General features: G+C 61.6%; 12 protein-coding genes. 10 read left to right on the top strand and 2 right to left on the bottom strand.

From position 1 onward, the window contains the following. Positions 1 to 313: 313 nt before the first annotated feature. Both ACU680_RS20435 and ACU680_RS20430 read right to left on the bottom strand, forming a co-directional pair. Positions 314 to 1,789 carry an inorganic phosphate transporter gene (locus ACU680_RS20435; protein ID WP_007963152.1) on the bottom strand — a complete coding sequence of 492 codons (1,476 nt, stop codon included), beginning with the start codon at positions 1,787 to 1,789 and terminating at the stop codon, positions 314 to 316. Positions 1,790 to 2,165: 376 nt separating this feature from the next. Then, a complete protein-coding gene (locus tag ACU680_RS20430) occupies positions 2,166 to 2,366 on the bottom strand; it encodes a hypothetical protein (protein ID WP_003222398.1) in 201 nt (66 codons plus the stop codon). 655 nt (positions 2,367 to 3,021) lie between these two features. Between ACU680_RS20430 and pcaR the strand changes: the two genes are divergently transcribed. The 10 genes from pcaR (at position 3,022) to pcaD (ending at position 13,705) form a co-directional block, all read left to right on the top strand. Beyond that, entirely contained in the window at positions 3,022 to 3,864 is an 843-nt protein-coding gene (pcaR, locus tag ACU680_RS20425; protein WP_007963153.1) for a pca regulon transcriptional regulator PcaR, read from the top strand. 294 nt (positions 3,865 to 4,158) lie between these two features. Continuing rightward, entirely contained in the window at positions 4,159 to 5,505 is a 1,347-nt protein-coding gene (gene pcaK / locus ACU680_RS20420; protein WP_400759491.1) for a 4-hydroxybenzoate transporter PcaK, read from the top strand. A 262-nt stretch (positions 5,506 to 5,767) separates the two neighbouring features. Continuing rightward, the gene (locus tag ACU680_RS20415) at positions 5,768 to 6,625 is read left to right on the top strand and encodes a CoA transferase subunit A (protein WP_329699444.1); all 858 of its coding nucleotides are present in this window, start codon (positions 5,768 to 5,770) and stop codon (positions 6,623 to 6,625) included. Further along, entirely contained in the window at positions 6,625 to 7,404 is a 780-nt protein-coding gene (locus tag ACU680_RS20410) for a CoA-transferase subunit beta (RefSeq protein ID WP_338800997.1), read from the top strand. Before ACU680_RS20415 ends, ACU680_RS20410 begins: the two co-directional genes overlap by 1 nt. Next, complete coding sequence (pcaF, locus tag ACU680_RS20405; RefSeq protein ID WP_448180371.1) at positions 7,401 to 8,606, top strand: 3-oxoadipyl-CoA thiolase; 1,206 nt, start codon at positions 7,401 to 7,403, stop codon at positions 8,604 to 8,606. The genes ACU680_RS20410 and pcaF overlap by 4 nt, the downstream gene beginning before the upstream one ends. A 36-nt stretch (positions 8,607 to 8,642) precedes the next feature. Then, the gene (gene pcaH, locus ACU680_RS20400; protein ID WP_025110743.1) at positions 8,643 to 9,347 is read left to right on the top strand and encodes a protocatechuate 3,4-dioxygenase subunit beta; all 705 of its coding nucleotides are present in this window, start codon (positions 8,643 to 8,645) and stop codon (positions 9,345 to 9,347) included. Position 9,348: 1 nt separating this feature from the next. Then, entirely contained in the window at positions 9,349 to 9,915 is a 567-nt protein-coding gene (pcaG, locus tag ACU680_RS20395; protein ID WP_115986223.1) for a protocatechuate 3,4-dioxygenase subunit alpha, read from the top strand. Between the two features lie 279 nt (positions 9,916 to 10,194). Next, the gene (locus ACU680_RS20390) at positions 10,195 to 11,490 is read left to right on the top strand and encodes an MFS family transporter (RefSeq protein WP_007963165.1); all 1,296 of its coding nucleotides are present in this window, start codon (positions 10,195 to 10,197) and stop codon (positions 11,488 to 11,490) included. Positions 11,491 to 11,536: 46 nt separating this feature from the next. Next, positions 11,537 to 12,901, top strand: a complete 1,365-nt coding sequence (locus ACU680_RS20385) for a 3-carboxy-cis,cis-muconate cycloisomerase (protein WP_448180370.1) — start codon at positions 11,537 to 11,539, stop codon at positions 12,899 to 12,901. A 12-nt stretch (positions 12,902 to 12,913) separates the two neighbouring features. Further along, entirely contained in the window at positions 12,914 to 13,705 is a 792-nt protein-coding gene (gene pcaD, locus ACU680_RS20380; RefSeq protein WP_448180369.1) for a 3-oxoadipate enol-lactonase, read from the top strand. Positions 13,706 to 13,710: the final 5 nt, after the last annotated feature.

The following is a 13,710-nucleotide window of genomic DNA, read 5'->3' as shown; positions in this document are numbered from 1 at the left end:
GGTGTCCATCCGGGGGTTAGGCGCGCAGCGCCATGCGGCGAAGCCGCATACATCGAGAGGAGGTGCAGCGAAGCAAACCGTAGGCGATGCCCCCGGATGGACACCGTAGCGAGGGAACACTGAGCCTCAGCGAAGTGCCGTACGCCGGGGCAAAGCCTTTTGGGTTACCTTTTCGGCGTTTGGAAAAGGTGACTCGCTGTAAGAGCGAAACCGCCAGCGGCAACACCCGCAGCAACGGATATGCCCCCAATACAACCAAAACAAAAAAGGCGCGATCCTCACGAATCACGCCTTTCTCATGTGTTGCGGTCTATCAGCTACCCAACGCTTTGGACGCCAACCAGAACAACCCAGCCGACAACGCCACAGTCGCCGGCAAGGTCAGCACCCACGCCAGCAGGATAGTGCGAACAGTCCCACCCTGCAGGCCGCTCTTGTTGGCAACCATGGTGCCAGCCACGCCCGAGGACAGCACGTGAGTGGTCGATACCGGCAGACTGAAGATGTTGGCCATACCGATCAAACTGGCAGTAGTGATCTGCGCCGACATGCCCTGGGAATAGGTCATGCCTTGCTTGCCGATCTTCTCGCCGATGGTCAGTACCACGCGTTTCCAGCCGACCATGGTGCCCAGGCCGAGGGCCAGGGCCACCGCCAGAATCACCCAGAACGGGGCGTATTCAGTGGTGGTGGTCAGGTCTTTGCGCAGTTTGTCCAGGTCAGCCTTTTCACGGGCTTCAAGGCCCGGCAGCTTGCCGACTTTCTTCGCGGTGTCATCCAGGCACAACAGATAACGACGCACTTCGATGCGGCTTTCCGAGGACAGCGAATGGTAGTCCGCTACACCTTTAAGGGTGTCAAGCAAGGCGTTGATGGTCGGTTCGGTCTGCTGCGGGTTGCAGCGGAATTTCTCCGGCAGGTCGCCTTCGACGCTTTTGCCCAGGGCCAGGAATTCGCCCAGGGAGTCGGCATTGCGTTTGTAGAACTGGCTCAGGTGCAGGGTCGCGTCGCGGGTGCGTTCGATCTGGTAGGTGGTGCTGCTCAGGTCGAGGACGAACTGCGCAGGCACGATACCGATCAGCACCAGCATGATCAGGCCGATGCCTTTCTGGCCATCGTTGGAACCGTGCACGAAGCTCACGGCCATGGCCGAGATCACCAGAACCAGGCGGTTCCAGAACGGTGGGTGCTTCTTGTCGTCGATCTTGCGGCGCTGTTCCGGGGTCTTGTGCATCTTCGACAGCGGGCGCCACCACTTCAGGCCGATCAGGATCAGCGCAGCGATCAGGAAACCGGCCATTGGCGAGAACACCAGCGAGGCGCCGATGTCGATCGCTTTCTGCCAGTTCACGCCGTCGGCCAACGGGATGTTGTTGATCAGGGCGTTGGCCAGGCCGACACCGAGGATCGAGCCGATCAGGGTGTGGGAACTGGAGGCCGGGATACCGAAGTACCAGGTGCCCAGGTTCCAGGTGATCGCCGCGGCGAGCAACGAGAACACCATCGCCAGGCCATGGCCGGTGTTCACATTGATCAGCAGTTCTACCGGCAGCAGGTGAACAATGGCATACGCCACGCCAACGCCGCCCAGCAACACGCCGAGGAAGTTGAACACACCGGAGAAGAACACCGCCAGGTGAGGCGGCATGGCTTTGGTGTAGATAACAGTGGCTACCGCGTTAGCGGTGTCATGAAATCCATTGATGAACTCGAAGGCGAGGACAAACGTCAGGGCGAGCAAGAGGCTCACAAGCACCCAAGCATCCAGTCCGCTGAATAAATCGATCATGAAGGTTTTCTGACCCGGTCATAAGGGGGCGCGATTATGCCAGAAAAGACTGGAAATCGATCCCCTACCTGCTCATCGGTAGCAATCAATGTCGAATTAAATTGTTGCAAGGTGCAAAGCCCCAGCGTGTTGCAGGGTTTTTCAAGTCATTGATTGGCTTGGAAAAACCTTCAGGCAGCTGGCATTTTGTCGAGTGCGCGAGGCCCTCAAACGTCTGTGTGAAATATCTCTGAAACGAGTCAGACACGCTCCTTTCCCGTTCAGGCCGGGGGAGGTGGGCCGCTGCCCGCGGGTAGCGGGCGCGCAAGGCATGGTCGGGTCACCGCGCTTTTAGCCGGTGGCGACGCAGACCCTCGAAAATCTCAGGATCGCCCGGTCATGGCTCTTCGGTTTTGAGTTCTTCTTCCATCTTTTTCAGTTCTTGCTGGAAAACCTGATCCTGAACGGTCGGGCGTTTGCGCCATGCCTTGCGTTCCGGTTCGGGTTGCGCGGCGTAGGTGGTGACTTCCCCGCCGTAAACTTCCTTGTAACGTTGTTCCTGGCGCTCAAGTTCCGCGCGCAGTTCGTCTTTCGTCACAGTGCTACCTGTTTGAGTTGAGATAAATATCTGGTGAAACGCACGGCAACGAGTCGATTGAACACGTCCAACGAAGGGCCATGCCGGTTCAGGCATTGGCGTTATCGGCAGGGCGATCAAGACTTCCATGTTGCAGGCGGCTACGGCACCAGACTAAAACTGACGCAGCATCAGTTTCCTGTTTCAGCAAGCGCGCTGGCGGTGCATGAATAAAGAGCGTCAGGCGCTGGCCGGGGCTGACAGCAATAGGCATCGGGTCAGCAGGCGGCACCCTCGGCCAATGAACACGCGGCGCCACTGAGGTGCATTATAGCGGTCGATTCGGGAATGACTATCTTTGCCAAGTTAAAAACGGTTCGGGATGTGTGATCGTTTTGTTACTGACAAGTTTTATCGCTAGTTGAAATTCGCCGAAACCTTTTAAGGACTCGCGTTCAGTTTCTGGCGCCATTAAGTCGATCAACTAATGGGGCATGCAAAGTTGGATGAACAGGTCAGGCGAAGGATTGAAGAAGCCGCGAAGGACGGCGGGTGATGGATTGCGATAATCGGTCGGCGGTTCGATAATCGCCCAATCTTGGCGTCTCGACTCTTGTGCATCCGCTGTCGAGTCGCTTGTATAGCCATTGATCCGTGCCGCAAAAAAGGACAAGAAATGAACGATCAGATGCGCAACTCCTTCACTTCCGTGGCGCCGCCGATCGTCGCTTCGCCGGCCAAGCGTATCCAGGCGCTGACCGGCGATCCGGATTTCATGACCTCGCTGGCCCGTGGCCTGGCGGTGGTGCAGGCATTTCAGGAGCGCAAGCGGCACCTGACCATTGCGCAGATCAGCCACCGCACGGAAATTCCCCGCGCCGCCGTGCGCCGTTGTCTGCATACGTTGATCAAACTGGGTTACGCCACCACCGATGGCCGCACGTACTCTTTGCTGCCCAAAGTGCTGACCCTCGGTCACGCGTATCTGTCTTCGACGCCGCTGGCGGTGTCGGCTCAGCCGTACCTCGACCGCATGAGCGAGCAACTGCACGAAGCCTGCAACATGGCCACGCTCGAAGGTGACGACATTCTGTACATCGCCCGTTCGGCGACCACGCAACGGCTGATCTCGGTGGACCTGTCGGTGGGCGGGCGGTTGCCGGCCTATTGCACCTCGATGGGCCGCATCCTGTTGGCGGCGCTGGACGACACCTCGCTGCGCGAATACCTCGACCATGCCGAACTGGTGGCCAAGACCAGCCGCACGCTGCATACCCCGGAAAGTCTGCTCGAATGCCTGCAGGAAGTACGGCAGCAGGGCTGGTGCATCGTCGATCAGGAACTCGAACAAGGCCTGCGTTCGATTGCCGTGCCGGTTTACGATGCGTCGGGCCAGGTGGTAGCGGCGCTTAATGTCAGCACCCACGCCGGTCGCGTCAGCCGTACCGAACTGGAACAACGCTTTCTGCCGGGCCTGCTCAGCGCCAGCCGCGACCTCAGCGCGCAGTTGTTCGCCTGAGGAAGCTGTTCGATAAACGCACAGTGTTGCGTTTATCGAATTGACGCTAAAAGCCTCGGATCATTAATGTCGCGGCAGCGTCATCCGGCGCAGATGTGAATGAGCCTGCCGGATTGTCGACTCCCATAATAATGACAAGAGGCAATTCATCATGCGCATGCTCCCCGACTGTCTCAGCCCCATTCCCTGTTGCCGGATTCACCGCAACATCTGATTCCAGCCTTCTATTCTTGTGACCGTGCCGCTCATTGGCCGGCCGCCGTTCGACTGCGTTTTTTGCGTGGAATAAAAATAATGAACCAGCCTCAGTCCGCTGTAGGTAACTGCCTCGACGTGCAGACCTTCATCAATGCCCAACCGATCTCGCGCTATCAGTGGCGCGTGGTGATCCTGTGTTTCCTGATCGTGTTTCTCGATGGCCTCGACACCGCCGCGATGGGCTTCATCGCGCCAGCGCTGTCCCAGGACTGGGGCATCGACCGCGCCAGCCTCGGCCCGGTGATGAGTGCCGCGTTGATCGGCATGGTCTTCGGTGCATTGGGTTCCGGCCCACTGGCTGACCGCTTCGGGCGCAAAGTGGTGCTGGTTGGCGCGGTGCTGCTGTTCGGCGCTTTCAGCCTGGCCTCGGCCTACAGCACCAACGTCGAGCAACTGCTGGTGTTGCGTTTCCTTACCGGCCTCGGTCTGGGCGCCGGCATGCCCAACGCCACCACGTTGCTCTCGGAATACACCCCGGAGCGCAAGAAATCCTTGCTGGTGACCAGCATGTTCTGCGGCTTCAACCTCGGCATGGCCGGTGGCGGCTTCATTTCGGCGAAGCTGATCCCGGCGTTCGGCTGGCACAGCCTGCTGCTGATCGGCGGGATTCTGCCGCTGATCCTCGCGGTGGTGCTGCTGTTCTGGCTGCCGGAGTCGGCGCGTTTTCTGGTGGTGCGCAATCGCGGCACCGACAAAGTGCGCAAGACCTTGTCGCCGATCGATCCGGTCACCGTCGCGCAGGCCTCGAGTTTCAGCGTGCCGGAACAGAAAACCGTCAAGGCGCGCAACGTGTTCGCGGTGATTTTCTCCGGCACCTACAGCGTCGGCACCTTGCTGCTGTGGCTGACCTACTTCATGGGCCTGGTCATCGTTTACCTGCTGACCAGTTGGCTGCCGACCCTGATGCGTGACAGCGGCGCGAGCATGGAGCAGGCGGCGTTCATCGGCGCGTTGTTCCAGTTCGGCGGGGTGTTGAGCGCGGTGGCTGTAGGCTGGGCGATGGATCGCTTCAATCCGCACAAGGTCATCGGCACGTTCTACCTGCTGGCCGGGGTGTTTGCCTACGCGGTAGGGCAGAGCCTGGGCAACATCACGTTGCTGGCGACCTTGGTGTTGGTGGCGGGGATGTGCGTCAACGGTGCGCAATCGGCGATGCCTTCGCTGGCGGCGCGGTTCTATCCGACCCAGGGGCGGGCGACCGGAGTCTCGTGGATGCTCGGGATTGGCCGCTTTGGCGCGATTCTCGGGGCGTGGATGGGCGCGACGTTGCTGGGGTTGGGCTGGAATTTCGAGCAGGTGCTGACGGCGTTGGTGATTCCGGCGGGGTTGGCGACGGCGGCGGTGGTGATCAAAGGCATGGTCAGTCATGCGGATGCGACCTGATATCGCGGTTTAAGCCGAAAAGATCGCAGCCTTCGGCAGCTCCTACATTGGAATGCGTACACCTGTAGGAGCTGCCGCAGGCTGCGATCTTTTGCCGACAACACAGAACGATAGGTTGACAACAATCCGTTCGATAAACGAACACTCAGTCGATTATCGGATTGTTTGGCGATTTTCAGCGGCTTAATCTGCAGTGACTCCGGCGCTGAACCTCGCGCCTTTTTATCACTGGCGATTCACTACAAAAACGGGAGCCTGCTCCATGGCCGAGATCCTTTCGCTGCACGCCGCGGTGAAGCAATTCGTCAACGACGGCGACACCGTCGCGCTCGAAGGCTTCACTCACCTGATCCCTACGGCGGCAGGTCATGAAATCATTCGTCAGGGCAAGAAAGATCTGACTCTGGTGCGGATGACGCCTGACCTGATCTACGACCAACTGATCGGTGCCGGTTGTGCACGCAAGCTGATCTTTTCCTGGGGCGGCAACCCGGGTGTGGGTTCGCTGCACCGACTGCGCGATGCGGTCGAAAAGCAATGGCCGCATGCGCTGGAAATCGAAGAGCACAGTCACGCCGACCTGGCCAATGCCTACGTCGCCGGCGCGTCCGGCCTGCCGTTCGCCGTGCTGCGGGCCTACGCCGGTTCCGACCTGCCGAAGGTCAACCCGCTGATCAAAACGGTCACCTGCCCGTTCACCGGTGAAGTGCTGGCGGCGGTGCCGTCGGTACGTCCGGACGTCACCGTGATCCACGCACAGAAAGCCGACCGTCAAGGTAACGTACTGCTGTGGGGCATTCTCGGGGTGCAGAAAGAAGCGGCACTGGCGGCCAGGCGCTGCATCGTCACCGTCGAGGAAATCGTCGACAACCTCAACGCCCCGATGAACGCCTGCGTGCTGCCGACCTGGGCTTTGAGCGCGGTCTGCCACGTACCCGGCGGCGCGCATCCGTCTTACGCCCACGGTTACACCGAACGTGACAATCGTTTCTATCAGGCGTGGGATCCGATCGCCCGTGACCGTGAGACGTTTACCGCGTGGATCAACGAATACATCCATGGCTGCGCGGACTTCAGCGAGTTCCAGGCCAAACTGGCTGCTGCTTCGGAGGCCAAGTAATGACTTACACCACCAATGAAATGATGACCGTCGCTGCGGCCCGTCGCCTGAAGAACGGCTCGGTGTGCTTCGTCGGCATCGGCCTGCCGTCGAAAGCCGCCAACCTCGCGCGCCTGACTTCCTCGCCGGACGTGGTGCTGATCTACGAATCCGGCCCGATTGGCGCCAAGCCCAGCGTGCTGCCGCTGTCGATCGGTGATGGTGAACTGGCGGAAACCGCCGACACCGTCGTGCCGACCGGTGAGATTTTTCGCTACTGGCTGCAGGGCGGGCGCATCGACGTCGGTTTTCTCGGCGCGGCGCAGGTCGACCGTTTCGGCAACATCAACACCACCGTGGTCGGCGACTATCACGCACCGAAAGTGCGCCTGCCGGGTGCCGGTGGCGCGCCGGAAATCGCCGGTTCGGCGAAAAGCGTGTTGATCATCCTCAAGCAGTCGGCGCGTTCGTTCGTCGACAAGCTCGACTTCATTACCTCGGTCGGTCACGGCGAGGGCGGCGATTCACGCAAGCGTCTGGGCCTGCCGGGTGCCGGCCCGGTCGGGATCATCACCGACCTGTGCATCATGGAGCCGGAAGCGGACACCCATGAATTCGTGGTCACCGCCCTGCACCCGGGCGTGACCCGCGAGCAAGTGGTCGCCGCCACCGGTTGGGCGATCCGCTTTGCCGACAACGTTGAAACCACGGCTGCACCGACCGAGGTCGAACTCACTGCACTGCGCGATCTCGAAGCGCGCACCGCCGCCGCCCACGGCCAGGCACCGGGAGAAGCATGATGCGTGATGTGTATATCTGCGACGCGATTCGCACCCCCATCGGCCGTTTTGGCGGCGGTTTGTCCGCCGTGCGTGCCGACGATCTGGCCGCCGTGCCGATCAAGGCGCTGATGGAACGCAATCCATCGGTGGACTGGAACGCGATTGATGAAGTGTTCCTCGGCTGCGCCAACCAGGCTGGCGAAGACAACCGCAACGTGGCGCGCATGGCGCTGCTGCTGGCGGGCCTGCCGGAGAGCGTGCCGGGGGTGACCCTCAACCGTCTCTGCGCTTCGGGCATGGACGCGATTGGCACTGCTTTCCGTGCGATTGCCAGCGGCGAGATGGAGCTGACGATTGCCGGTGGCGTCGAGTCGATGTCCCGCGCGCCGTTCGTGATGGGCAAGGCGGACGCGGCGTTCTCGCGCAACATGAAACTGGAAGACACCACCATTGGCTGGCGTTTCATCAACCCGTTGATGAAGGCTCAATACGGCGTCGATGCGATGCCGCAGACCGCCGACAACGTCGCTGACGACTATAACGTGTCGCGCGCCGACCAGGACGCGTTCGCCCTGCGCAGTCAGCAACGTACCGCCGCCGCGCAGGCTGCGGGCTACTTTGCCGAAGAAATCGTCGAAGTGCGGATTGCCCACAAGAAGGGCGAAACGGTGGTCAGCCAGGACGAACACCCGCGCGCCGACACTACGCTTGAAGCCCTGAGCAAACTCAAACCGGTCAACGGCCCGGACAAGACCGTCACCGCCGGCAATGCGTCCGGCGTCAACGACGGCGCGGCGGCGCTGATTCTCGCTTCGGCGCAAGCGGTGAAAAAACACGGCCTGACAGCACGGGCCAAAGTGCTGGGCATGGCCAGCGCCGGGGTTGCGCCACGGGTGATGGGCATCGGCCCGGTGCCGGCGGTGCGCAAACTGATCGAGCGTCTCGGTGTGGCGGTCAGCGATTTCGATGTGATCGAACTCAACGAAGCCTTCGCCAGCCAGGGTCTGGCGGTGCTGCGTGAATTGGGCCTGACCGACGATGCGCCGCAGGTCAACCCGAACGGTGGCGCGATTGCCTTGGGCCACCCGTTGGGCATGAGCGGGGCGCGACTGGTGCTGACGGCGTTGCATCAGTTGGAAAAGACCGGAGGCAGAAAAGGTCTGGCGACCATGTGCGTCGGCGTCGGGCAGGGTCTGGCCCTGGCCATCGAACGCGTCTGACGCACAGCTGCACGAATAAGAACTGAGGAAAGCGAAATGACTGACAAGCCTGGCTACCGTCGTCCGCAGGAAGGCACCCAGCCTGAGTACCTGCACCCGACGTATCAATCCACCAACCTGCGCTCGCCGTCCAAGCCGTTGGTGTTTCTGCCGCATTCGTTGTCGGAGATCACCGGCCCGACTATCGGTGCCGAACGCGTCGCCGAGAAAGACAACGACCTGACTGCTCAGCACGACGGCGAGCCGTTGGGCGAGCGCATCATCATTCACGGCCGTGTGCTCGACGAAAACGGTTTGCCGGTGCCGGGGATTCTGGTGGAGATCTGGCAGGCCAACGCCGCCGGCCGCTACAACCACCAGCGCGACCTGCACGACGCACCGCTGGACCCGAACTTCACCGGCACCGGCCGCACCGTGACCGACGCCGACGGCTGGTATCAGTTCCAGACCATCAAGCCCGGCGCCTATCCGTGGGGTAACCACCACAACGCGTGGCGCCCGGCGCACATCCATTTCTCGCTGTTCGGGCCGAGCATCCTCACCCGTCTGGTGACGCAGATGTATTTCCCCGGCGACCCGCTGCTGGCCTACGACCCGATCTACAACTGCGTGCCGGACACCTCCGCGAAAGAACGTCTGATCGCCGCTTTCGATCTGGAAAAAACCATTCCGTCCTACGCCCTCGGCTATCGCTGGGACATCGTCTTGCGCGGCCGCGACGCCACGCCGATGGAGAAATAAGATGACGCTGACTGCCACCACGTCCCACACCGTCGGGCCGTACTACCACATCGGCCTGACCTGGCTGAACCGCGAAAACCTCGCGGTCGAACAAACCCTCGGCGAGCGCGTGGCGATCACCGGCCAAGTCGTTGACGGCAACGGCGATGTGGTCAACGACGCGATGCTCGAAGTCTGGCAGGCCAACGCCGCCGGCAAGTACGCGCACCCGGAAGACGAGCAGGACAAACCGCTGGATCCGCACTTCGAAGGTTTTGGCCGGGTGCCGGTGGACGCCGAAGGGCGCTTCCGTTTCACCACGATCAAACCGGGCACGGTCGAAGGCCTGAAGGGCTCGACCCAGGCGCCGCATCTGGTGGTGCTGGTGTTTGCCCGTGGGCTGGTCAAGCACTTGCTGACACGCATCTACTTCGAAGGCGACCCGGCGAACGTCAATGATCCGCTGCTGGAATGTGTGCCGGCCGAGCGTCGCGCTACGTTGCTGGCGAAGCCGGATGCGGCGGGTGTGTATCAGTGGAATGTGATTTTGCAGGGCACTGATGCCGAGACGGTGTTCTTCGATTATTAAAAGCAAAAGATCGCAGCCTGCGGCAGCTCCTACACAGAGCAACTGTTGATCTACCTGTGGCGAGGGAGCTTGCTCCCGCTGGCTTGCGAAGCAAGCCCAAATCCTGTGAATGCGGTGATTCATATCACCGTGTTTTCCGGTTTTACGACTGCTTCGCAGCCGAGCGGGAGCAAGCTCCCTCGCCACAGTGTCGTGCGGTGCCCTTGACGATGTATCCGTGGAACGGGACTGTTGCGAAGTGTGTCTAGACTCTCACCTGTCCCTTCAGAGTAAAAAACAATGACAACTACCACCGCTCATTACACCGGCGAGGAGCGCAGCAAGCGCATCTTCGCCATTGTCGGTGCCTCGTCCGGCAACCTCGTCGAATGGTTCGACTTCTACGTCTACGCCTTCTGCGCGATCTATTTCGCCCCGGCGTTTTTCCCCTCCGACAACCCCACGGTGCAACTGGTCAACACGGCCGGGGTGTTCGCTGCCGGGTTTCTGATGCGCCCGATTGGCGGCTGGATCTTCGGGCGGCTGGCGGACAAGAAGGGCCGCAAGACCTCGATGATGATTTCGGTGCTGATGATGTGCTTCGGCTCATTGCTCATCGCCTGCCTGCCGACTTACGCCAGCATCGGCGTCTGGGCACCGCTGCTGTTGCTGTTCGCGCGACTGCTGCAAGGCCTGTCGGTGGGTGGCGAATATGGCACCACCGCGACCTACATGAGTGAAGTCGCGCTCAAGGGCCAGCGCGGCTTTTTCGCCTCGTTCCAGTACGTGACGCTGATCGGCGGGCAACTGCTGGCGGTGTTGCTGGTGGTGATCCTGCAGCAGTTCCTCAGTGAAGACGAACTGCGTGCTTACGGCTGGCGGATTCCGTTTGTAGTGGGTGCGGTAGCGGCAGTGATTTCGCTGTTCCTGCGCCGTTCGCTGAAAGAAACCACCAGCAAGGAAATGCGCGAGAACAAGGACGCCGGCAGCATCAGCGCACTGTTCCGTGATCACAAAGCGGCGTTCATCACCGTGCTCGGTTACACCGCCGGTGGCTCGCTGATTTTCTACACCTTCACCACGTACATGCAGAAGTACCTGGTGAACACCGCCGGCATGCACGCCAAGACCGCCAGCTACATCATGACTGGCGCGCTGTTCTTATATATGTGCATGCAGCCGCTGTTCGGCATGCTCGCCGACAAGATCGGCCGACGCAATTCGATGCTCTGGTTCGGCGCGCTCGGCACGCTGTTCACTGTGCCGATCCTGTTGAGCCTGAAAAGCATCAGCAGCCCGATTCTGGCTTTTGTGCTGATCACCCTGGCGCTGGCAATCGTCAGTTTCTACACCTCGATCAGCGGCCTGGTGAAAGCCGAAATGTTCCCGCCGGAAGTCCGCGCCCTTGGCGTCGGTCTGGCCTACGCGGTGGCCAACGCGATCTTCGGCGGTTCGGCCGAATACGTGGCCCTGAGCCTCAAGGCCGGGGGCATGGAAAACGCTTTCTACTGGTATGTCACGGTGATGATGGCGGTGGCGTTCCTGTTCAGCCTGCGCCTGCCGAAACAGGCGGCGTACTTGCACCACGATCTGTAAACCGATGAGCGCGGGCCGCGATGGCCCGCGCCGGCAAGGACTGTTTATGACTCAGCGACCGGGCAATCAATTGTTCGATGCCTACTTCACTGCCCGCGACATGCGCGAGGTGTTCTGCGATCAGGGCCGGGTGCAGGCGATGCTCGATTTCGAAGCGGCGCTGGCCCGGGCCGAGGCGCGGGTCGGGGTGATTCCGGCGTCTGCCGTGGCGCCGATCGCCGCCGCTTGCAATGCCGGTCTGTATGACTTCGCGGCGCTGGGCGAGGCGATTGCCACGGCCGGTAATTCGGCGATTCCTCTGGTCAAGGCGTTGGGCAAGCAGATCGCCGCGAGCAGTGCCGAGGCCGAGCGTTATGTGCATCTGGGCGCTACCAGTCAGGACGTGATGGATTCCGGGCTGGTCCTGCAATTGCGACAGGCGCTGGAGCTGATTGAAAGCGATCTGGCAGCGCTCGCCGATTCGCTCGCCACCCAAGCCCAACGGCATGCGGCGACGCCATTGGCCGGGCGCACCTGGCTGCAACACGCCACACCGGTCACCCTCGGGATGAAGATCGCCGGTTGGCTCGGCGCGGTGACCCGTAGCCGTCAGCGTCTGCGCGAACTCAAACCGCGTTTGCTGGTGCTGCAGTTCGGCGGTGCGTCCGGCACTCTCGCGGCGCTCGGTGAGAAGGCAATGCCGATTGCCCAGGCGCTGGCCGAAGAGCTGCAACTGAGCTTGCCTGAGCAACCGTGGCACACCCAGCGGGATCGCATCGTCGAGTTCGGCGCCGTACTCGGTTTGATCGCCGGCAGCCTCGGCAAACTCGGGCGCGACGTCAGCCTGTTGATGCAGACCGAAGCGGCGGAAGTGTTCGAGCCATCGGCGCCGGGCAAGGGCGGTTCGTCGACCATGCCGCACAAGCGCAATCCGGTGGGCGCGGCGGTGCTGATCGGCGCGGCGACGCGGGTGCCGGGGCTGGTCTCGACGCTGTTCAGCGCCATGCCCCAGGAGCACGAACGCAGCCTCGGTCTGTGGCATGCCGAATGGGAAACTCTGCCGGAGATCTGCTGCCTGGTGTCCGGTGCGCTGCAACAGGCGCGCCTGCTGGCCGATGGTCTGGAGGTCGATGCCGAACGCATGGCGCGCAATCTGCAATTGACCCAAGGGCTGGTGCTGGCCGAAGCGGTGAGCATTGTCCTCGCGCAACGGGTCGGCCGTGACACCGCACATCACCTGGTCGAACAATGCTGCAAACGCGCGGTGGCCGAACAGCGCCACCTGCGTGCGGTGCTCGGCGACGAGCCGCAGGTAACTGCCGAACTGAGCAGCGCCGAACTCGAACATCTGCTCGACCCCGCGCATTACCTCGGCCAGGCGCAAGTCTGGGTCGAGCGCGCGGTGGCCGAACACAACGCATTGTCTGTCTGAAAGGAGAGGGCTGTGGCTTTCGTTCAACTCGCCGATGGCGAACTGCATTACGTTATTGAGGGCCCGGTCGATGCGCCGGTGCTGGTGCTGTCCAATTCGCTGGGCACCAACCTGCACATGTGGGACGCGCAGATGTCGGCGTTCACCGAGCATTTCCGGGTGCTGCGTTTCGACACCCGTGGTCACGGCCAGTCGTTGGTGACACCGGGGCCATACAGCATCGAGCAACTGGGCCGCGACGTGCTCGGCTTGCTGGATGCGCTGCACATCGAACGCGCGCATTTCTGCGGATTGTCGATGGGCGGGTTGATCGGCCAGTGGCTGGGGATCAATGCCGGTCATCGTCTGCACAAACTGATTGTGTGCAACACCGCCGCGAAGATCGGCGACCCGTCGGTGTGGAACCCGCGCATCGAAACCGTGCTGCGTGATGGCCCGGCAGCGATGGTCGCACTGCGTGATGCGTCGATTGCCCGGTGGTTCACGCCTGATTTTTCCGCGGCAAATCCGGCCGCGGCGAAGAAGATCACCGACATGCTCGCGGCGACTTCGCCTGAAGGTTATGCGGCCAATTGCGCGGCGGTGCGCGATGCCGATCTCCGTGAGCAACTGGCCTCGATCAACCTGCCGTTGTTGGTGATTGCCGGTACTGAAGATGCGGTGACGCCACCGTCCGGCGGGCATTTCATTCAGGAGCATGTGCGCGGCGCCGAGTACGCCGAGTTCTATGCCGCGCATCTGTCCAACGTGCAGGCCGGTGCCGCTTTCAGTGATCGTGTGTTGGCGTTTCTGAACGCTCAGTGAGGAAA

It is taken from the genome of Pseudomonas sp. LF020, assembly GCF_053456425.1.
The sequence above is the reverse complement of the archived record's forward strand: the minus strand, read 5'-3'. Positions and strand labels throughout refer to the sequence as shown.

Bases quoted from the DNA above. Each gene is read 5' to 3' on its own strand.
- ACU680_RS20435 (WP_007963152.1), bottom strand. From the start codon at position 1,789: ATGATCGATTTATTCAGCGGACTGGATGCTTGGGTGCTTGTGAGCCTC.
- pcaR (WP_007963153.1), top strand. From the start codon at position 3,022: ATGAACGATCAGATGCGCAACTCCTTCACTTCCGTGGCGCCGCCGATC.
- pcaK (WP_400759491.1), top strand. From the start codon at position 4,159: ATGAACCAGCCTCAGTCCGCTGTAGGTAACTGCCTCGACGTGCAGACC.
- ACU680_RS20415 (WP_329699444.1), top strand. From the start codon at position 5,768: ATGGCCGAGATCCTTTCGCTGCACGCCGCGGTGAAGCAATTCGTCAAC.
- ACU680_RS20410 (WP_338800997.1), top strand. From the start codon at position 6,625: ATGACTTACACCACCAATGAAATGATGACCGTCGCTGCGGCCCGTCGC.
- pcaF (WP_448180371.1), top strand. From the start codon at position 7,401: ATGATGCGTGATGTGTATATCTGCGACGCGATTCGCACCCCCATCGGC.
- pcaH (WP_025110743.1), top strand. From the start codon at position 8,643: ATGACTGACAAGCCTGGCTACCGTCGTCCGCAGGAAGGCACCCAGCCT.
- pcaG (WP_115986223.1), top strand. From the start codon at position 9,349: ATGACGCTGACTGCCACCACGTCCCACACCGTCGGGCCGTACTACCAC.
- ACU680_RS20390 (WP_007963165.1), top strand. From the start codon at position 10,195: ATGACAACTACCACCGCTCATTACACCGGCGAGGAGCGCAGCAAGCGC.
- ACU680_RS20385 (WP_448180370.1), top strand. From the start codon at position 11,537: ATGACTCAGCGACCGGGCAATCAATTGTTCGATGCCTACTTCACTGCC.